General features: G+C 54.9%; 22 protein-coding genes. 14 read left to right on the top strand and 8 right to left on the bottom strand.

Annotated elements, in window-relative coordinates; all coding sequences use genetic code 11:
* Positions 1–206: 206 nt before the first annotated feature.
* From Q5705_13930 to agaD, 5 genes are all read left to right on the top strand, one after another.
* The gene (locus Q5705_13930) at positions 207–1,361 is read left to right on the top strand and encodes an SIS domain-containing protein (protein WLI75687.1); all 1,155 of its coding nucleotides are present in this window, start codon (positions 207–209) and stop codon (positions 1,359–1,361) included.
* Complete coding sequence (gene kbaY, locus Q5705_13925) at positions 1,361–2,242, top strand: tagatose-bisphosphate aldolase subunit KbaY (protein ID WLI75686.1); 882 nt, start codon at positions 1,361–1,363, stop codon at positions 2,240–2,242. Before Q5705_13930 ends, kbaY begins: the two co-directional genes overlap by 1 nt.
* A gap of 89 nt (positions 2,243–2,331) precedes the next feature.
* Entirely contained in the window at positions 2,332–2,808 is a 477-nt protein-coding gene (agaB, locus tag Q5705_13920) for a PTS galactosamine transporter subunit IIB (protein WLI75685.1), read from the top strand.
* Positions 2,809–2,859: 51 nt separating this feature from the next.
* Positions 2,860–3,663, top strand: coding sequence for a PTS galactosamine transporter subunit IIC (gene agaC / locus Q5705_13915; GenBank protein ID WLI75684.1), 804 nt, complete (start codon positions 2,860–2,862; stop codon positions 3,661–3,663).
* Positions 3,653–4,444 (top strand): PTS galactosamine transporter subunit IID, encoded by a 792-nt coding sequence (agaD, locus tag Q5705_13910; GenBank protein WLI75683.1) that lies wholly within the window; start codon positions 3,653–3,655, stop codon positions 4,442–4,444. The genes agaC and agaD overlap by 11 nt, the downstream gene beginning before the upstream one ends.
* 44 nt (positions 4,445–4,488) lie before the next feature.
* Here agaD and rsmI read toward each other — a convergent pair whose 3' ends face one another.
* The gene (gene rsmI / locus Q5705_13905) at positions 4,489–5,349 is read right to left on the bottom strand and encodes a 16S rRNA (cytidine(1402)-2'-O)-methyltransferase (protein WLI75682.1); all 861 of its coding nucleotides are present in this window, start codon (positions 5,347–5,349) and stop codon (positions 4,489–4,491) included.
* A 61-nt stretch (positions 5,350–5,410) separates the two neighbouring features.
* On the opposite strand from rsmI, the gene Q5705_13900 reads away from it, so the two are divergent.
* Genes Q5705_13900 through dolP form a run of 4 tightly spaced genes read left to right on the top strand, consistent with a single transcriptional unit; the run spans position 5,411 to position 9,085 of the window.
* Entirely contained in the window at positions 5,411–7,534 is a 2,124-nt protein-coding gene (locus Q5705_13900) for a penicillin-binding protein activator (protein ID WLI75681.1), read from the top strand.
* Complete coding sequence (locus Q5705_13895) at positions 7,492–7,887, top strand: YraN family protein (GenBank protein ID WLI75680.1); 396 nt, start codon at positions 7,492–7,494, stop codon at positions 7,885–7,887. Before Q5705_13900 ends, Q5705_13895 begins: the two co-directional genes overlap by 43 nt.
* A 22-nt stretch (positions 7,888–7,909) precedes the next feature.
* A complete protein-coding gene (gene diaA, locus Q5705_13890) occupies positions 7,910–8,500 on the top strand; it encodes a DnaA initiator-associating protein DiaA (protein ID WLI75679.1) in 591 nt (196 codons plus the stop codon).
* Positions 8,501–8,509: 9 nt separating this feature from the next.
* Complete coding sequence (dolP, locus tag Q5705_13885; protein ID WLI75678.1) at positions 8,510–9,085, top strand: division/outer membrane stress-associated lipid-binding lipoprotein; 576 nt, start codon at positions 8,510–8,512, stop codon at positions 9,083–9,085.
* A 46-nt stretch (positions 9,086–9,131) separates the two neighbouring features.
* Here the strand turns inward: dolP and Q5705_13880 are convergent, their stop codons facing one another.
* A complete protein-coding gene (locus Q5705_13880) occupies positions 9,132–10,169 on the bottom strand; it encodes a permease (GenBank protein ID WLI75677.1) in 1,038 nt (345 codons plus the stop codon).
* Between the two features lie 54 nt (positions 10,170–10,223).
* Positions 10,224–10,877, bottom strand: coding sequence for an NAD(P)H-binding protein (locus Q5705_13875; GenBank protein ID WLI75676.1), 654 nt, complete (start codon positions 10,875–10,877; stop codon positions 10,224–10,226).
* Positions 10,878–10,995: 118 nt separating this feature from the next.
* Between Q5705_13875 and Q5705_13870 the strand changes: the two genes are divergently transcribed.
* Positions 10,996–11,514, top strand: a complete 519-nt coding sequence (locus Q5705_13870) for a type 1 glutamine amidotransferase domain-containing protein (protein ID WLI75675.1) — start codon at positions 10,996–10,998, stop codon at positions 11,512–11,514.
* Here the strand turns inward: Q5705_13870 and Q5705_13865 are convergent.
* Entirely contained in the window at positions 11,500–11,937 is a 438-nt protein-coding gene (locus tag Q5705_13865) for a YhbP family protein (GenBank protein ID WLI75674.1), read from the bottom strand. The two genes, Q5705_13870 and Q5705_13865, sit on opposite strands and share 15 nt — an antisense overlap.
* A gap of 53 nt (positions 11,938–11,990) precedes the next feature.
* On the opposite strand from Q5705_13865, the gene Q5705_13860 reads away from it, so the two are divergent.
* Positions 11,991–12,293, top strand: coding sequence for a GIY-YIG nuclease family protein (locus Q5705_13860; protein ID WLI75673.1), 303 nt, complete (start codon positions 11,991–11,993; stop codon positions 12,291–12,293).
* Here Q5705_13860 and Q5705_13855 read toward each other — a convergent pair.
* Together Q5705_13855 and Q5705_13850 are read right to left on the bottom strand one after the other, a co-directional pair.
* Positions 12,280–12,783, bottom strand: a complete 504-nt coding sequence (locus tag Q5705_13855) for an N-acetyltransferase (protein ID WLI75672.1) — start codon at positions 12,781–12,783, stop codon at positions 12,280–12,282. The two genes, Q5705_13860 and Q5705_13855, sit on opposite strands and share 14 nt — an antisense overlap.
* Complete coding sequence (locus tag Q5705_13850) at positions 12,777–13,301, bottom strand: SCP2 domain-containing protein (GenBank protein ID WLI75671.1); 525 nt, start codon at positions 13,299–13,301, stop codon at positions 12,777–12,779. Before Q5705_13850 ends, Q5705_13855 begins: the two co-directional genes overlap by 7 nt.
* Positions 13,302–13,542: 241 nt before the next feature.
* Here Q5705_13850 and Q5705_13845 point away from each other — a divergent pair, with 241 nt between their 5' ends.
* The 3 genes from Q5705_13845 to Q5705_13835 all read left to right on the top strand — a co-directional run bounded on the left by Q5705_13845 (position 13,543) and on the right by Q5705_13835 (position 16,573).
* Positions 13,543–14,538, top strand: coding sequence for a peptidase U32 family protein (locus tag Q5705_13845; protein WLI75670.1), 996 nt, complete (start codon positions 13,543–13,545; stop codon positions 14,536–14,538).
* Between the two features lie 7 nt (positions 14,539–14,545).
* The gene (locus Q5705_13840) at positions 14,546–15,424 is read left to right on the top strand and encodes a U32 family peptidase (GenBank protein WLI75669.1); all 879 of its coding nucleotides are present in this window, start codon (positions 14,546–14,548) and stop codon (positions 15,422–15,424) included.
* Between the two features lie 141 nt (positions 15,425–15,565).
* Positions 15,566–16,573, top strand: coding sequence for a luciferase-like monooxygenase (locus Q5705_13835; GenBank protein WLI75668.1), 1,008 nt, complete (start codon positions 15,566–15,568; stop codon positions 16,571–16,573).
* A 38-nt stretch (positions 16,574–16,611) separates the two neighbouring features.
* Here the strand turns inward: Q5705_13835 and mtr are convergent, their stop codons facing one another.
* Positions 16,612–17,856: a tryptophan permease gene (gene mtr, locus Q5705_13830; GenBank protein WLI75667.1), complete on the bottom strand. Its 1,245-nt coding sequence runs from the start codon at positions 17,854–17,856 to the stop codon at positions 16,612–16,614.
* Positions 17,857–17,998: 142 nt separating this feature from the next.
* The gene (locus Q5705_13825) at positions 17,999–19,903 is read right to left on the bottom strand and encodes a DEAD/DEAH family ATP-dependent RNA helicase (GenBank protein WLI75666.1); all 1,905 of its coding nucleotides are present in this window, start codon (positions 19,901–19,903) and stop codon (positions 17,999–18,001) included.
* Positions 19,904–20,040 lie beyond the last annotated feature (137 nt).

Here is a 20,040-nt window from a genome sequence, read left to right as displayed (position 1 = left end):
CTTTCGCGCCATTCCTTTTTCTTATGAATGAAATTTCACTTCCTTTGTTTTAACGATCACACTTTTCGATTTATTGCTATTTTTGCATTGATCTTTCATTTTGCTTTCGTTAGATTTCATTTAACGCAAAATCAATTTTAATGAAACGAAATGAAAGGTTCCCTTTCTGCTCACTTTCGTGACCGTGCATGACTAAGGAATACGCTATGAGTGAAATGCTTTCCGGGCGATCAAACACGTCAACCTGGACCGAACAAGAAATTCGTCAACAACCGGCGTGCTGGATTGCCTCGCTTGAAAATATCGATCGCCAGCGTGATGAGATTGATGCGTTTTTGCAGCCCGTTTTATCAATACAAAATCTTAAAATTATTCTTACTGGCGCAGGGACTTCCGCCTTTATTGGCGACATTGTTGGTCCCTGGCTTGCGCGCCACACCGGGAAAAACATTACCGCAGTACCGACTACCGACCTGGTCACGAATCCCATGGACTACCTCCAGGCAACGCAACCGACTCTGCTGGTGTCCTTCGGACGCTCTGGCAACAGCCCGGAAAGCGTCGCGGCCGTGGACCTGGCAGACCAACTCGTCAAACAGTGCTATCACCTCGTGATCACCTGCAACGAAGCCGGAGCGCTGTACCAGAATGCCGCGGCCAGCCGCCACGCCTGGGCTCTGTTAACACCTGCCGAAACACACGATCGTGGTTTCGCCATGACCAGCAGCATCACCACCATGATGGCAAGCTGCCTTGCTCTCTTCGCACCCGACGTCATTAGCACAACGCGTTTTCGTGATGTTGCCTCACGCTGCCAGCAAATCATCCACTCGCTCGGGGATTTCTCCGCCAGTGTATTCGGTGATTTCCCCTTCAAACGCATTGTCTATCTCGGTAGCGGTGGCTTGCAGGGAGTGGCAAGGGAGTCGGCGCTCAAAGTGCTGGAATTAACCGCTGGCAAACTGGCCGCCTTCTACGATTCCCCAGTTGGCTTTCGCCACGGCCCCAAATCGCTGATTGATAACGAAACGCTGGTTGTCGTGTTTATCTCGAGCCACCCTTACACGCGCCTGTACGATCTCGATCTGTTGGCAGAACTTCGCCGCGAGAACCAGGCACTGCGTATTGTCTCTGTCTCCGCATCGCAAGAGCACGCCATCACCGTCGGAACGCATATTACGCTGCCCCCCGCCCGCGATTTTCTGGATGTGGAGCAGGCATTTTGTTTCCTGATGTACGCACAGGTATTTGCGCTCGCCCAATCAATAAAGGCTGGGATCGCCCCGGATACCCCGTCCCAGAGCGGTACTGTTAACCGGGTGGTGCAAGGCGTCGTCATTCATCCGTGGCAGGAGGCATAATGAGCATTATCTCAACCAAATATCTTTTGCAGGACGCGCAGGCGAAAGGCTACGCCATCCCGGCGTTCAATATCCATAATGCAGAGACCATTCAGGCCATCCTTGAAGTTTGCCAGGAGATGCGTTCACCGGTGATCCTTGCCGGCACACCGGGCACTTACAAACACATCGCCATAGAAGAGATCTACGCACTGTGCGACGCCTACTCTGCCAGTTACCACATGCCTGTGGCGCTGCATCTTGATCATCACGAATCGCTGGAGGATATCCGCCGGAAGGTCAATATCGGCGTACGCAGCGCCATGATCGACGGCAGCCATCTCCCTTTCGACGAAAATGTCCGGCTGGTTAAATCCGTTGTTGATTTCTGCCATAGCCAGGATTGCAGCGTCGAAGCGGAGCTCGGACGGCTGGGTGGCGTAGAAGATGACATGGATGTTGATGAGGAAAGCGCTTTTCTGACGTCACCGCAGGATGCCCGGCGTTTTATCGACTTAACCGGCGTTGACAGCCTCGCCGTCGCCATTGGTACGGCGCACGGCCTGTATACGAAGCCGCCGAAGCTCGACTTTCAGCGGCTTGAGGCAATCCGTAACGTCGTGGATGTTCCTCTGGTTTTGCACGGTGCCAGCGATGTGCCCGACGAATTTGTCCGCCGGGCAATTGAATTAGGCATATGTAAGGTCAACGTCGCGACGGAACTGAAAATTGCGTTCGCTGCGGCGGTGAGAAAATGGTTTGACGAAAACCCTGACGGTAACGATCCGCGTTACTACATGCGGGTCGGCATGGATGCGATGAAAGAGGTTGTGAGAAGTAAGATCACGGTCTGCGGTTCTGCCGACAGGCTGGAGAAAGAAGACACTGTTCGGGCGCAATGACGGTGCTTTTAAGCAATTAATTTTGAAGCGTGGCTGGAATAAATATTAGAAAGGAACTTATCCGTAATCGTTAATGACAGGACAATAATATGAGCTCACCCAATATTTTATTAACGCGTATCGATAACCGTCTCGTCCATGGGCAGGTGGGCGTTACCTGGACGTCGGCTATCGGTGCCAATTTGCTTGTCGTCGTTGACGATGACGTCGCAAAAGACACATTGCAGCAAAAACTGATGGGCATAACAGCAGAGACCTATGGCTTTGGCATCCGCTTCTTTTCACTGGAAAAAACGATAAATATTCTCGATAAAGCTGCGCCTCATCAAAAGATTTTCCTTATCTGTCGCACGCCAGCAACGGTACGAAAATTGATTGAAGGCGGCGTGAAACTGCACGAAGTCAACGTCGGCAACATGCATTTTTCGGCGGGGAAAAAACAGATAAGCAGCAAAGTCTATGTCAATGAACAGGACCTGGACGATCTGCGTTTTATTAAACATCACGGGGCCCATATTTTTATTCAGGATGTTCCCGGCGATACAAAAACCTATATTCCCGACTGAGCTTTTTGTCGGCAAACGATGGTAAGCAACGCTCTCTGATGAGGCTGAAAAATGCATGAAATAACGCTAATACAGGGATTATCCCTGGCAGCTCTGGTTTTTATCCTCGGTATTGATTTCTGGCTGGAAGCACTATTCCTGTTCAGACCGATTATTGTTTGTACCCTGACAGGCGCGATCCTCGGGGACATTCATATCGGGTTAATAACCGGCGGCTTAACCGAACTCGCCTTTGCAGGCTTAACCCCGGCGGGCGGTGTACAACCCCCGAACCCGATTATGGCGGGCGTGATGACGACGGTCATTGCCTGGTCCACCGGTGTCGACGCCAAAACGGCAATCGGCCTGGGGCTGCCGTTTAGCCTGTTAATGCAGTACATCATTCTGTTCTTCTACTCCGCCTTCTCGTTATTTATGTCGAAAGCGGATAACTACGCCAAAACGGGCGATACCGCGGCCTTTGCACGCCTTAACTGGCTCACCACGCTGATTGTCGCCTGTTCATACGCCATTATCGCGTTTCTGTGTACCTACATGGCCCAGGGCGCAATGCAGGCGCTGGTGAAGGCCATGCCTGGCTGGCTGACACATGGCTTTGAAGTTGCGGGCGGCATTTTACCGGCGGTCGGTTTCGGCCTGCTCTTACGTGTCATGTTCAAAGCGCAATACATTCCCTACCTGATCGCCGGGTTTCTGTTCGTCTGTTATATCCAGGTCAGCAACCTGCTGCCGGTTGCCGTTTTAGGTGCCGGTTTCGCAGTTTATGAATTCTTCAATGCGCGGGCGAAAAACCAGTCTCAGCCGCAGGTAGAAGGCAACCCCAGCGATAAAGAGGATTACAGCAATGGCATCTGAAATCAGTAAGAAAGATATCACCCGTTTAGGTTTCCGTTCGTCCGTGCTGCAAGCCAGTTTTAACTATGAAAGGATGCAGGCTGGCGGTTTTACCTGGGCGATGCTGCCGCTTTTGAAAAAGATTTATAAGGACGATAAAGACGGCTTAAGCGCGGCAATGAAAGACCATCTGGAGTTTATTAACACCCACCCCAACCTGGTTGGTTTTTTGATGGGGCTGCTTATCTCAATGGAAGAGAAAGGAGAAAACCGCAGCACCATTAAGGGGCTAAAAGTTGCGTTGTTTGGCCCTATTGCGGGGATTGGCGATGCCATCTTTTGGTTCACCTTGTTACCGATTATGGCAGGTATCTGTTCATCCTTTGCCAGCCAGGGCAACCTGCTTGGCCCGATACTTTTCTTTGCGGTCTACCTGGCGATTTTCTTTTTGCGCGTAGGCTGGACCCACGTCGGTTACTCAGTGGGCGTCAAAGCCATTGATAAAGTTCGTGAAAACTCACAAATGATCGCGAGATCGGCGACGATCCTCGGGATTACCGTTATCGGGGGTCTGATTGCCTCGTATGTGCATATCAATGTGGTAACCACCTTTCCCATTGATGAAACACACAGCGTAGCGCTACAAAAAGACTTTTTTGACAAGGTATTCCCAAACATTTTGCCAATGGGTTATACGCTGCTGATGTATTACCTGCTGCGAGCGAAAAAGACTCACCCGGTGGTGCTGATTGCGGTGACATTTGTGTTGTCAATTCTTGCATCCGCGTTGGGTATTCTCTGACAGGGTCGGGGCGCGCGGTTGCTGCGCCCCGGTCATCATGCGGCTTACCCTTGCTGTTCCAGCGCGTACTTATACAGCGCATTTTTCTTCACGCCGTGGATTTCGGCGGCCAGTGCAGCAGCTTTCTTCAGAGGTAACTCGGCTTGCAGCAGTGCCAACGTACGCAGGGCGTCGGCGGGCAGTTCGTCTTCCTGGGCTTTGTGGCCTTCGACAATCAGCACCATCTCGCCTTTGCGGCGGTTTTCATCCTCTTTAACCCAGGCCAACAGCTCACCGACCGGTGCGCCCTGAATGGTTTCCCAGGTTTTGGTCAGCTCGCGGGCCAGCACAACGTAGCGGGATTCGCCCCACACCGTAACCATATCTTCCAGGCTTTCCAGCAGACGATGGGTTGATTCATAGAAAATGAGCGTGCGGCTTTCGGTTTCCAGCGCTTTTAACGTATCGCGCCGCCCTTTAGATTTGGCGGGCAGAAATCCTTCGTAACAAAAACGATCGGAGGGCAAACCGGCAGCGCTGAGTGCCGCAATTGCCGCGCAGGGGCCAGGCAGCGGGACAACGCGAATACCGGCTTCGCGGCAGATACGCACCAGGTGATAACCCGGATCGTTAATCAGTGGCGTGCCGGCATCGGAAACCAGCGCAATGTTCTGCCCTTCTTTTAGCTTCGCCACCAACGACTCTGCTTTTTGCTGCTCGTTATGGTCATGCAGCGCAAACATCCGGGCATTAATGGCAAAGTGCTGAAGCAGTAAACCGGTGTGGCGGGTATCCTCAGCGGCAATTAAATCAACGGCTTGCAACACGGTTAATGCGCGTTGAGTAATATCAGCCAAATTCCCGATGGGAGTAGGTACAATATAAAGCTGACCTTGAGAATTCTCCGCCGATTCGTGTTGTTTCATTGTTTCATCCGTATTGCCGATTTAATATTGAGCACTGCGTAAAAATTTCACTGGATACAGAATGCTACCGTCAAAATTACTACGTTCGAAAGCCACGCGCTGCCTGCCTGTGGTGCTGGCCGCCCTGCTATTTGCAGGTTGCGGCACGCAATCGACAGACCAGAGCACCTCGCATATGGAGGGTTCAGCGCAGGCTGATTCTGGCTATTACCTGCATCAAATGCAGCAAAGCACAGATGATAGCAAGACCAACTGGCAATTACTCGCCATTCGTGCACTGCTCAAAGAAGGCAAAACCCAGCAGGCAAGCGAGTTATATGGTCAGTTGCCACAGGATCTGAACGATAGTCAGCGTAAAGAATACTCGCTGCTCTCCGCCGAGATGAAACTGGCGCAACGGGATTTTGCCGGAGCACAGACGTTACTCGATAAAATCGATCCCGCCACACTTGAACAAAACCAACAGGCGCGTTACTGGCAAATCGGCATTACCGCCGCCCAGGGCAAACCGTCATTAACCCTGCTGCGCGCCCTGATTGCCCAGCAACCGCTGCTAAGCAAGCCGGAAGATCAACAGAAAAATATTGATGCCACCTGGCAAGCGCTGGCGTCCATGACGCAGGATCAGGCGAGATCGCTGGTAATCAACGCCGATGAAGTGACCTTGCAAGGCTGGCTCGATTTGCAACGTATGTGGTTTGATAACCGCAACGATCCCAACATGCTGAAAGCCGGCATTACCGACTGGCAGACCCGCTACCCGCAAAATCCGGCGGCGAAAATGTTGCCGAGCCAGCTCTCGAATCTGCAAAACTTCAAACCCGCGTCGACCAATAAAATTGCCCTGTTGCTACCGTTAAATGGCCAGGCTGCGGTGTTTGGCCGCGCGATCCAACAAGGTTTTGAAGCGGCGAAAAACGGCGCATCTCCGGTTTCCGGCCCGGCCGTCCCGCAGCAGGTGGCGCAGTCTGCATCGACGGATGTCGTCAGCCCTTCTCAGGCCAATGTTGCCGATCTGACCGACGCCCAGGCGCAGCAGAACGTTGCCGCACCGGATGCTCAACAGGTTCAGGCTCCGGACAGCCCAGCGCAGAGTGCCACGGATACCACAAACGACGCAGCTGCCACACCTTCAGAACAGGAGCCTGCACCGGCAACGACAGACCCCAACGCCACGCAACCGGCCACCACAGCCGCCACACCTGCGAACCCTGGTGCGGAACTGAAAATCTACGACACCAGCGCGCAGCCGATGGATCAGATCCTCAACCAGGTTCAGCAAGACGGAGCCAGCATCGTGGTCGGCCCGTTGCTGAAAAATCATGTTGAAGAGTTGATGCGCAGCCATACGGCGCTGAATGTGCTGGCCCTCAACCAGCCGGAGCAAATCGAAAACCGCCCGAATATCTGTTATTTCGCCCTCTCGCCGGAAGATGAAGCCCGCGATGCCGCGCGCCATATCCACGATCAGGGTCGCCATGCGCCCCTGCTGCTGGTTCCGCGCAGCGCTCTGGGCGAGCGCGTCAGCAACGCATTTGCGGATGAGTGGAAAAACCTCGGCGGCAGCGTGGTGCTGGCGCAAAAATTCGGTTCGACCGCCGAATTACGTATGGGCCTGAACGGCGGCTCTGGCATCGCCATGACCGGCAGCCCGGTAACATCCAGCCTGCCACAGCAGCAAGGCGTGACCATTGGCGGCCTGAATATTCCGGCACCGCCGACCGAGGCGCAAATCAGCGGTAGCGGCAGTATTGATGCGGTTTACATCCTGGCAACCCAGGATGAGATTGCGCTTATTAAACCGATGATCACCCTGCGTACCGGCAGCCAGAGCGGCGTGATGCTCTATGCCAGCTCGCGCAGCGCTCAGGGCGGCGCAGGCCCGGACTTCCGCCTCGAAATGGACGGTTTGCAGTTTAACGAAATTCCGATGCTGGCTGGCGCGAACCCGTCGCTGATGCAGCAGGCGCTCAGAAGCGTCAACAACGATTATTCGCTGGCGCGTCTGTATGCGATGGGCGCGGATGCCTGGTCGCTGGCGAATAATTTCTCGCAAATGCGTCAGGTGCCGGGCTTTGAGCTGAATGGCAATACCGGCGATCTGACCGCCACTCAGGACTGCGTGATCAACAGGAAGTTGTCATGGCTAAAATACCAACAGGGACAAATCGTCCCGGCGAACTAACTCGGAAACAAACTGGCGACGCGTGGGAAATGCAGGCGCGTCGCTGGCTGGAAGGCAAAGGACTGCGGTTTATCGCCGCCAATGCGCGCGAGCGCGGCGGCGAAATCGACCTGATAATGCGCCACGGCAACGCCACCGTTTTTGTCGAAGTTCGCTATCGCAAATCGGCGCGTTTTGGCGGCGCAGCGAGCAGCATTACGCTCGCCAAACAGCGCAAACTGCTGCACACCGCCCGTTTGTGGCTTGCCCGGCACAATGGGAGTTTTGATACTGTGGATTGCCGGTTTGATGTGGTAGCCTTCACCGGAAATGACGTTGAGTGGATACAAAACGCGTTTAACGACCACTCATAATTGCTGAATTATAGGGATTACCGTGCTCGAACGAATTAAAGTCTGCTTTACGGAAAGCATTCAAACCCAAATTGCGGCGGCGGAAGCGTTGCCAGATGCTATTTCCCGCGCAGCCATGACGATGGTTCACTCCCTGCTTAACGGCAACAAAATCCTCTGTTGTGGCAACGGCACTTCCGCCGCCAACGCACAGCATTTTGCTGCCAGCATGATCAACCGTTTTGAAACGGAGCGTCCCAGTTTACCCGCCATTGCACTTAATACCGATAATGTGGTCTTAACCGCGATAGCAAACGACCGCTTACATGATGAGATTTACGCCAAGCAGGTGCGCGCGCTCGGCCATAACGGCGATATCCTGCTGGCGATCTCAACGCGGGGAAACAGTCGCGATATCGTTAAAGCCGTGGAAGCGGCAGTGACGCGCGATATGTCCATCATCGCACTGACCGGCTATGACGGCGGTGAGCTGGCAGGTTTACTGGGGCCGCAGGACGTGGAAATTCGTATTCCTTCCCACCGCAGTGCACGCATCCAGGAAATGCACATGCTGACGGTGAATTGCTTATGCGATCTGATTGATAACACGCTTTTTCCTCACCAGGATGATTAAGGAGTACACATGAAGGCATTTACGCCCCTCGCAGTCCTTATTTCCGCACTGCTGCTACAGGGTTGTGTTGGCGCAGTGGTGGTCGGTTCTGCCGCCGTCGGCACGAAAGCGGCAACGGATCCACGTACCGTAGGAACCCAGGTTGATGACAGCACTCTGGAACTGCGTGTGAACAGCGCCCTGTCAAAAGATGAGCAAATTAAGAAAGAAGCGCGGGTTAACGTTACGGCGTACCAGGGGAAAGTGCTGTTGACCGGTCAGGCTCCGACGACCGATCTCTCTTCCCGGGCAAAACAGATTGCCATTGGCGTTGAAGGCGCAACCGAAGTCTTTAACGAGATCCGCCAGGGTCAGCCGATTGGCCTGGGAACCGCCTCTTCCGACACCTGGATAACCACCAAAGTCCGCTCGCAATTGCTGGGCAGCGATCAGGTGAAATCATCCAATGTGAAAGTGACCACGGAAAATGGCGAAGTGTTCCTGATGGGCCTCGTTACCCAACGTGAAGGCCAGGCGGCGGCAGATATCGCCAGCCGCGTCAGCGGGGTGAAACACGTCACTACCGCGTTCACCCTCCTCAAATAGTAAAAAAGCCCGGTTCATAACCGGGTTTTTTTATCACTGTCAAACCTTACACCAGCGCGATAAACCCGGTTAACATGCCGCACAGCGCGACCAGTCCGCCAGTCATCCACAGCGCTTTTGCCGGGAAAGACTTACGCAACATGATAAGTGACGGCAGGCTCACCGCAGGCAGCGTGATCAGCAGCGCCAGCGCAGGAGCCATACCCATGCCCGCCAGCATCATGGTTTGCACAATCGGGATTTCCGCCGCCGTTGGGATAACAAACAGGCAGCCGACAATCGCCATCGCAATCACCCACAGCACGGTGTTATCTACTGCGCCATCCGCATGCGGAAATAACCAGACGCGCGCGGCACCGAGCACCAGCACGGCAAGAATATAGACCGGGATGGTGCTCCAGAAGAGTTGCCACAGCGCCCTGCCCCAGCGCGCCATAAAGCTCCCCTGCGGTTCCGGCAACGTGATATCCACCGCGTCCGCCTGCTGCGGGCTCTCTTTCACCAGCGTCTGTACCAGCATCGCCACACCCAGCACCGTCACCAGCCCGGCGACCAGGCGGATAGCAGCGAAATGCCAGCCAAGCACAAAGCCCATAAACACCAGCGTCGCCGGGTTTAATAGCGGGTTGCCCATCCAGAACGCGAGCGCACCGCCCATCGACACACGCTGGCGACGCATACCGGCGGCAACCGGCGCGGCGCAGCATGAGCACATCATGCCCGGCAAGGAGAACAACGTACCTAATAGCGTGCCGCGAAAGCGCTGCTGACCGAGTGTGCGCAACAGCCAGTCGCGCGGGATCAGCACCTGGATAAGCGAGCCCAGCAGTACGCCAAGAACCGCCGCTTTCCAGACGGCAAGAAAATAGACCATGGCGTAGTCCAGTGCCGCCTGAAACGGGCTGGAATCGGCCTGAGCAAGAATTGATTTACCAATGCTGTGTGTCTCGGCGGCGGTAAAGGCTTTACCGTAATACGGCTGCCATTTCACGTACCAAAGACCAACGATAACAACAAGAAAGAACAGTGCGGGTTTCCACCACTGAATCGGTGTTGCCGCCTGAGGTGAAGACTGACCAGTCATAGCATTCCCCGGGGATGTTGTGGTTTTAAGCCCAGGAATAGTACGCCTGAATTCTTATTTTGCAAACGGGCTCTCTGCCGCAATCTCGCGCAACTGCGCGGATTCAATCACCTGAACACCGCGGTCGGAGGCAGAAAATGCCGAGGCCAGCAGCGCACGCGCGACATCCTGCGCAGAAATTGACTTCCAGTTGCCGGGCAGCAGGCGAAAAATCGGCGCAAGCAGGGATTCATTAACACGCTTTTTTTCCCGATCGCCCAGCAACATCGACGGGCGAACAATCGTCAGTGATGGCCACCCTTGCGCAATCAGCGCGTTTTCCATCTCCCCTTTCACCCGGTTGTAGAAAAAGGGAGAACGGGCGTTAGCTCCCATCGAACTGACCACCAGCATCTGTTTTGCACCCAACCGCTGCCCGGTTAATGCCGTATCCACCACCAGCGTATAATCCGCATGCACGAACGCTTCTTTACTGCCCGCTTCCCGCCGCGTGGTTCCCAGGCAGCAAAAAACCGTATCCACGGGATCGGTGACCAGTGCCAGCGCATCACTTAATTGCGGGTCGTGCGGGTTATCGACACCGGGAAATCCCTGTAATGGGCGGCGTGTGGGCGCGGCAATGGCGCTCACTCGCGGCTCATTAATTAACAGCCGTAATAAGTGCCCGCCCACTAAACCGGTCGCGCCGGTGATTAATACTCGTTGCATCTCGTCTCCTTTGCAGACGAATCCGCCTTGCAATGTCAGCCTTGTGAACCAGGCTTACTGTTAGTTGTGAGTTAAGTATGGATAACTCTCTTTCTGAAGCAAAAACAACGGAGGAAGTATGAGCAAGAAAATTGCGGTCTTGATCACCGACGAGTTTGAAGATTCAGAATTCACCTCTCCGGCAGAGGCGTTTCGTAAAGCCGGGCATGAGGTTATCACCATTGAGAAGCAAGCCGGGAAAACCGTTAAAGGCAAGAAAGGCGAAGCCGAAGTGCCTATTGATAAAGCCATTGATGAAGTCCGTCCGGCTGATTTTGACGCGCTGCTGCTACCGGGTGGACACTCGCCGGATTCGCTGCGCGGGGATGATCGTTTTGTGACATTCACACGCGACTTTATTAACACCGGTAAACCCGTTTTCGCTATTTGCCACGGCCCGCAGCTGTTAATCAGCGCGGATGTGATTCGCGGGCGTAAACTGACGGCGGTGAAACCGATAGTGATCGATGTGAAAAATGCCGGGGCAGAGTTCTTCGACCAGGAAGTGGTGGTCGATAAAGATCAACTGGTCACCAGCCGCACTCCCGATGATTTACCGGCATTTAACCGCGAAGCGCTGCGCTTACTCGGCGCCTGAGCCGCGACGCCAGTGAAGTTTTTTGCCAAACCCCAGCGTGTTGTCGGTGAACTTGATTTCGCTCAGGCGAATCTCCCACATCGGGGCTGACAACGCGCGAGCCACCGGAAAGCGCCGGTTGTACTGCGCCCGCAGCGCCGCGCTTTCCGCCTCTTCCAGGCGACGAATTTCGCCTGCAAACTGGATGCCGCGGATCAGCGCCACCGTTTTTGGCTGGCCGTTGACCGTGCCTGCAACATTTGCTTTCTGTCCGGTCATTTGCGCGTGACGAGTGCTCTCTTCACTCAGCACATAAAAGGCGACAGCTTGCGGATCGTAAAAATAAAAGGCGTTGGCACACCATAACTCTCCGCCCTTCGCCACACACCAGGTGACAACGTGCTGTTTCGCCAGCCAGTGGTTAATGGCCGCAAGAGTCTCCATTTTTTCTCTTCTCCGTGCTATTTTTCGTTCACCTTAACATACCGAACATCGCCATGACGCCCTGGTTTCTCTATCTCATTCGCACGCACGACAACATGCTCTACACCGGTATTACCACCGATGTACCGCGTCGTTTTACGCAACATCAAACGGGAAAAGGGGCAAAAGCGTTACGGGGGAAAGGCGCGCTGGAACTGGTCTTTGAGGCGCAAATCGGCGAAAGGTCGCTGGCACTGCGGCTGGAATATCGCATTAAGCAGCTCACCAAGCGCCAGAAAGAGCGCCTCGTCGCCGGAGATGGCTCTTTCGAAGCGCTGCGGGAAAGCCTGTTAACGCCTGCGGTTAAAGGCGATTGAAGTGATCGCTATATTCCACCTGACCGCTTACGCCGTTGAAGGCGTCGTCCGCGAGGCGATGCACTAAAAAGGCCTCTTCGCTTTGCGGCCAGCGGCAGCGTAAATCATATTTTGTGGCCTTTTCAAACCCCAGACGGCTGTAAAATGCCGGGTCGCCCAGCGTGACCGCTGCGGCATAGCCAAATTCATTGAGTGAATCCAGCCCTTCGTACACCAGCTGGCGGGCAATGCCCTGCCCGCGATACGGCTCGTCTACCGCCAGGGGTGCCAGCCCGACCCACTGTAACTCTTCACCCGCGACGGTGACGGGGCTGAAAGCAACATAACCAATCACTTGTCCTTCATCGTCGGTCGCAACACATCCCAGCGTGATCAAACCGTCTTCGCGCAGATCGTGCACCAGTGAGGCTTCGGCCTCGCCGCCAAAGCTGCGGCGCAGCAGGGCATCAATGCCGGGTGCATCAATGGGAATTTCAACTCTAATCAGCATGGCTCACCTACAGAAGGTTGTGTCGTTGCAGGCGGCGTTTGCAGGCCAGCCTCAACAAATCCCGCCAGTTGCAGCAGCATCACCCGCAGGGGTTTTGGCATCTGCTCCAGTTCAATGGCGTCCATCAGGTTTTTGACATACAGCCCAAGTTCCGTATCCCCTTCAATAACCAGCCGACGCTGGAAGAAAAGCGTATCCGGATCTTGTTTACGTGCGGCAATCATCAGCAAATCACTGGCATCGGCACTGAAACTGACATCCGCGTCGGCAGATTCACGCACGATCATCTGCCCGTCCTCAACAGAGGTATACCACGTCAGGCCAATATCTCGAACCTGAATACTTAACCAGCGGCCTTCGAGAAACTCAAGCTCTCCATCCGCCAGCGCCTGTTGGAATTGCCAACGCAGCACCTGCTCCAGCACCTGACGTTTGAGGGAAAACGGCGTGAGCTTAACCGGCACACTAAGCAACGACGGGCCAATATGAACAAGACGTGAGCGCAATTTTTCCAACACGAGCGATGACTCCCTGAAATGATAATGACTGCTATTTTGCCACAATCCAGAATCGGCATAGCGGCGCACATCAACAATTACGTAATAAATAGGCAAGGATTATTGGCAGTATCAATACGCATTTAACTGCCTCAAATCAAAAATTGTCGCCGACAGGTTAACTAGAATCCCAGTTCATTAACAATTCAGTGACCCTACGGGGTACGTCCGGGCCACAGCGCCCCTGATTGCAGGATACACTATGGAGTTGCTCTGCCCCGCCGGAAACCTTCCGGCACTGAAGGCGGCCATCGAAAACGGTGCTGATGCTGTGTATATCGGCCTGAAAGATGATACGAATGCCCGCCATTTCGCCGGACTCAACTTTACGGAGAAGAAGCTTCAGGAAGCGGTAAACTTTGTTCACCAGCATCGCCGTAAGTTGCATATCGCCATCAACACGTTTGCGCACCCCGACGGTTATCAACGCTGGGAACGTGCTGTCGATATGGCGGCGCAGATCGGTGCCGACGCCCTGATTCTGGCGGATCTGGCGATGCTGGAGTATGCCGCCGAACGTTACCCGCATATTGAGCGCCACGTTTCCGTGCAGGCTTCTGCGACCAATGAAGAAGCGATCCGCTTTTATCATCGACATTTTGACGTCGCCCGCGTGGTGTTACCGCGCGTGCTGTCGATTCATCAGGTCAAACAACTTGCCCGCGTCACGCCGGTACCGCTGGAAGTGTTCGCCTTCGGCAGCCTGTGCATCATGGCCGAAGGGCGTTGTTACCTCTCCTCTTACCTGACCGGGGAATCGCCGAATACCGTGGGAGCCTGCTCACCGGCGCGTTTTGTACGCTGGCAGCAAACCCCGCAGGGGCTGGAGTCACGCCTGAATGATGTGCTGATTGACCGTTATCAGGATGGTGAAAATGCCGGATACCCGACGCTGTGCAAAGGGCGCTATCTGGTTGACGGCGAGCGTTATCACGCGCTGGAAGAGCCCACCAGCCTGAATACGCTGGAACTGTTGCCGGAATTGCTGGCGGCAAATATCGCTTCAGTGAAAATCGAAGGACGTCAGCGCAGCCCGGCCTATGTAAGCCAGGTAGCAAAAGTGTGGCGTCAGGCAATCGATCGCTGCATGGCGTCACCGCAGGATTTTGTCCCGCAATCGGCGTGGATGGAGACCCTCGGCGCAATGTCAGAAGGCACACAAACCACCCTCGGCGCGTATCACCGCAAATGGCAGTAGGTAGAAGATGAAATATTCATTAGGGCCGGTGCTTTACTACTGGCCAAAAGAGACGCTGGAAGATTTTTACCTGCAAGCGGCAAACAGCAGCGCCGATGTGATTTATCTTGGCGAAGCGGTGTGCAGCAAGCGTCGCGCCACAAAAGTGGGCGACTGGCTGGAGATGGCGAAACAGCTTGCCGGTAGCGGCAAACAGGTGGTTATCTCCACGCTCGCGCTGGTGCAGGCTTCGTCGGAGCTTAACGAGCTTAAGCGCTATGTCGATAACGGTGACTTCCTGCTGGAAGCGAGCGATCTGGGCGTGGTGAATATATGCGCCGGGCGCAAACTGCCGTTTGTCGCCGGGCATGCACTCAATTGTTATAACGCGGTCGCCTTACGCTTGCTGCTCAAACAAGGCATGGTGCGCTGGTGCATGCCGGTGGAGCTTTCCCGCGACTGGCTGATTAATTTGCTCGATCAATGCGAAACGCTCGGTATTCGCCAGCAGTTTGAAGTGGAAGTGCTGAGCTACGGTCATCTGCCGCTGGCCTACTCTGCGCGTTGCTTTACCGCACGCTCGGAAGACCGGCCAAAAGATGAGTGCGAAACGTGCTGCATTAAATACCCGACCGGGCGCAGCGTGCTGTCGCAGGAAAACCAGCAGGTGTTTGTGCTCAACGGCATCCAGACGATGAGTGGCTATGTCTATAACCTCGGCAATGAACTGGCTTCCATGCAGGGAGTTGTCGATATTGTGCGTCTGTCACCGATGGGGACAGAGACGTTTGCCATGCTGGAGGCGTTTAAAGCTAACGAAATGGGCAATGCGCCGTTAGCGCTGGCGTCGAACAGCGACTGTAATGGCTACTGGCGCAGGCTGCCAGGCCTGGTGCTACAGCCGTAAAAAAGCTCACTTTGTTAACAAGAATTGTCACAAGTTAATGCAGTATGAAAGTTGCAGCTTTTCTGGCCTGACGCGATACATTGCGCCAGGCTGGAAGAAGACCTTCAATCTGATGACGATGCTGTAGCAAAGTGAGTATTTATGTCTGATAAAACCGTTCCGTTTTCCGTGCTTGATTTGGCACCGATCCCGCAAAACTCGAGTGCCCGCGAGGCGTTTGCCCATTCACTGGATTTGGCAAAGCTCGCCGAGAAACGCGGTTATCACCGCTTCTGGCTGGCTGAGCACCACAATATGACCGGTATTGCCAGCGCGGCGACGTCGGTGCTGATTGGCTATCTTGCCGCCAATACGCAAACCCTGCATCTCGGCTCCGGCGGCGTAATGCTACCCAACCACTCGCCGCTGGTGATTGCTGAGCAGTTCGGTACGCTGAATACGCTCTATCCGGGGCGCATCGATCTGGGTCTGGGCCGTGCGCCGGGCAGCGATCAGCGCACAATGATGGCATTACGCCGCCATATGAGCGGGGATGTCGATAACTTTCCCCGCGACGTGGCAGAGCTGGTGGACTGGTTTGATGCCCGCGATCCGAACCCGCATGTCCGCCCGGTTCCGGGCTACGGCGAAAAAATCCCGGTCTGGCTGTTAGGCTCCAGCCTGTATAGCGCGCAACTGGCCGCGCAGCTTGGCCTGCCGTTTGCGTTTGCCTCGCATTTCGCGCCGGATATGCTGTTCCAGGCGCTGCATCTCTATCGCACCAACTTCAAACCATCTGCGCGGCTGGAAAAACCGTACGCGATGGTGTGTATCAATATTGTGGCCGCCGATAGCAACCGCGATGCGGAGTTCCTGTTTACCTCTATGCAGCAGGCGTTTGTGAAACTGCGTCGTGGCGAAACCGGGCAGTTGCCGCCGCCTATTCCCAATATCGATCAGTTCTGGTCGCCATCTGAGCAGTACGGTGTGCAGCAGGCATTGAGTATGTCGCTGGTGGGAGATAAAGCGAAGGTGCGCCACGGGCTGGAGTCGATTCTGCGCGAAACAGATGCGGATGAGATTATGGTTAACGGGCAGATTTTCGATCACCAGGCGCGGCTCTACTCATTTGAGCTGGCGATGCAGGTGAAAGAGGAATTACTCGGGTAGTTTTTTGCCGGGTACGCACAGCGCCACCCGGCGATTTACTATTGATAAACCGGCAACAGATTAAAGCTGGATAACAAATGAACCACGGCGTTGCCTGCGCCAAACAGCAGGATAAGCACAATCATTGGTTTACCGCCCCAGACGCGGAACGCCGGGCTGCCAAAGCGTTTACGGGAAGCCTTCGCCAGCAGCGCCGGCACAATGGCCGCCCACACCGTCGCCGCTAAACCTGCATAACCAATGGCGTACAAAAAGCCATTCGGCCACAGCAAGCCACCAACAATCGGCGGCACAAATGTCAGCAGTGCGGTTTTAAAACGCCCCAGCGGGGAATCATCAAATTTGAACAAGTCCGCCAGATAATCAAACAGCCCCAGCGTCACACCGAGGAAAGAACTGGCAACGGCAAAGTTCGAGAAAATCACCAACAGCAGATCCAGACTGCGGCTATTCAGCACCCCGCTCAATGCCTGTACCAGCACATCAATATTGCCGCCTTTTGCTGCGATATCGATAAACGCCGGGCGCGGAATATTGCCCATCGTTACCAGCAGCCAGACCACGTACAGCCCCAACGCCAGCAGCGTGCCGTACACCAGGCAACGCGTAATGGTGCGCGGATCTTTGCCGTAGTATTTCATCAGGCTGGGGACGTTACCGTGGTAGCCAAACGAGGCCAGGCAGAATGGCAGCGTCATCAGTAAATAAGGTGTGTAAGAAGCTTCGCTTTGCGCGACGTTAAAAAGCGTCGCCGGTTGCACATGGCCGAGCAGGCTACCGAAGGTGAGAAAGAAAGTGATCACTTTCGCGCCCAGTACGATTGCCGTCATGCGGCTGACCGCGTGGGTGGAGAGCCAGACGATAAACGCGACCGCCAAAGCAAAGACGAATCCCGCCAGGCGCGGTGGCACATTCAGCGACATTTCCGCAAAGGTATGATGCAAAATCGACCCGCTCGCCGAGATGTAAGCGTAGGTCAGAATATAGAGCACAAAGGCGATAGAGACGCCATTTACCAGGTTCCAGCCTTTGCCCAGCAGATCTTTGGTGATGGTGTCGAAACTCGCGCCGCTGCGGTAGTTGAGGTTGGCTTCAAGGATCATCAACCCGGAGTGCAGCATGCAAAACCAGGTAACCAGCAGCGCCAGAAGTGACCAGAAGAACCACGCGCCGGACATGACCACCGGCAGGGAAAACATACCTGCGCCTATGATGGTGCCGCCGATAATCACCACCCCGCCGAACAGCGAAGGGGAAGCCTGAGTGGTTGTCAGTGTCGACATCTGAATAATTCTCCTGTGATGGTCCAATGCCGGAATGAAAAAACGCTGCATTGTACCAGTACAGGAGTACAAAACAGATAAAAAAAGCCCCAATCGTTTTGACTGGGGCTGTATCTATTACTTTACGTTTGCAGCGTAAGGTTTACGCGTCACGACGACGGGAAGAACCTTCTTCGCGGCGCGGGCCGCGGTTTTCACGACGCTCGCCGCTGAAACGACCTGCACCGGCTGGTGCTGCGCCATCACGACGAGGACCACGACCGCCTTCACGACGCTCACCACCGCCGAAGCTACGACGTTCGCCAGCAGGGCGATCGCCGCCACGACGTTCGTTACGCTCACGCGGCTGTGCATCGCCCAGCAACTGCATATTCATCGGTTTGTTCAGAATACGCGTGCGGGTGAAGTGTTGCAGAACGTCGCCCGGCATACCTTTCGGCAGCTCGATAGTCGAGTGAGAACCAAACAGCTTGATGTTACCAATGTAACGGCTGCTGATATCACCTTCGTTAGCGATAGCACCAACGATATGACGCACTTCAACACCGTCATCACGGCCCACTTCAATGCGGTACAGTTCCATGTCGCCAACATCACGACGTTCGCGACGCGGACGATCTTCACCACCGCGATCGGAACGAGGACCACGATCGTTACGATCGCCACGACGTTCGAAACGCTCATCGCGCTCACGGAATTCACGCTTAGGACGCATCGGCGCATCCGGCGGAACGATCAGGGTACGTTCGCCCTGGGCCATTTTCAGCAGTGCCGCGGCCAGCGTTTCGATATCCATCTCTTCTTCAGAAGAGGGCTGGATTTTCGCCAGCAGCGCGCGGTACTGATCCAGATCGCTGCTTTCCAGCTGCTGCTGAACTTTCGCGGCGAATTTTTCCAGACGACGTTTGCCCAGCAGCTCTGCGTTCGGCAGTTCAACTTCCGGAATGGTCAGCTTCATGGTGCGTTCAATGTTGCGCAGCAGACGACGCTCGCGGTTCTCAACGAACAGCAGCGCGCGGCCAGCACGACCCGCACGGCCAGTACGACCAATACGGTGAACGTAGGATTCAGAATCCATCGGGATGTCGTAGTTAACAACCAGGCTGATACGCTCAACGTCCAGGCCACGGGCCGCAACGTCGGTTGCAATCAGGATATCCAGACGACCGTCTTTCAGGCGTTCCAGCGTCTGCTCACGCAGTGCCTGGTTCATGTCACCGTTCAGCGCGGCGCTGTTGTAACCGTTGCGCTCCAGCGCTTCGGCCACTTCCAGCGTGGCGTTTTTGGTACGCACGAAGATGATCGCCGCATCAAAATCTTCCGCTTCCAGGAAGCGAACCAGCGCTTCGTTTTTGCGCATGCCGTACACAGTCCAGTAGCTCTGGCTGATGTCCGGGCGGGTCGTCACGCTGGACTGAATGCGCACTTCCTGCGGCTCTTTCATAAAGCGGCGGGTAATGCGACGAATAGCTTCCGGCATGGTGGCAGAGAACAGTGCGGTCTGATGACCTTCCGGGATCTGCGCCATGATGGTTTCTACGTCTTCGATAAAGCCCATGCGCAGCATTTCGTCGGCTTCATCCAGCACCAGACCGCTCAGTTTAGAGAGATCCAGCGTGCCGCGTTTCAGGTGATCCAGCAGGCGTCCCGGCGTACCGACGACGATCTGCGGCCCCTGGCGCAGGGCGCGTAATTGCACGTCATAACGTTGGCCGCCATACAGAGCAACCACGTTTACACCATGCATATGTTTAGAAAAATCGGTCATTGCTTCAGCTACCTGAACCGCCAGTTCGCGGGTCGGAGCGAGCACGAGGATCTGCGGCGCACGCAGGTCCGGATCGATGTTATGGAGCAGCGGAAGAGAAAACGCTGCGGTTTTACCGCTACCAGTCTGGGCCATGCCCAGCACGTCACGACCGTTCAGCAGGTGCGGAATGCACTCAGCCTGGATCGGAGATGGTTTTTCGTAACCGAGATCGTTAAGGGCTTCAAGGATAGGAGCCTTCAGGCCCAGATCTGCAAAAGTGGTTTCGAATTCAGCCATGTAGTACAAGTGCCTCTATGTCATTGGCGGCCAGTCTACATAACTCATCGTGAAAATATTTGGCAATTTTCATTGAAAAGTGTGAACCGGCTCAAAGTAGGTGTATTGACGAACAACAACGCCCTCACCAGTAAAGG

This window comes from Kosakonia sp. H02, assembly GCA_030704225.1.
Lineage (GTDB): Bacteria > Pseudomonadota > Gammaproteobacteria > Enterobacterales > Enterobacteriaceae > Kosakonia.
This window is presented reverse-complemented; position numbering and strand designations above follow the sequence as displayed.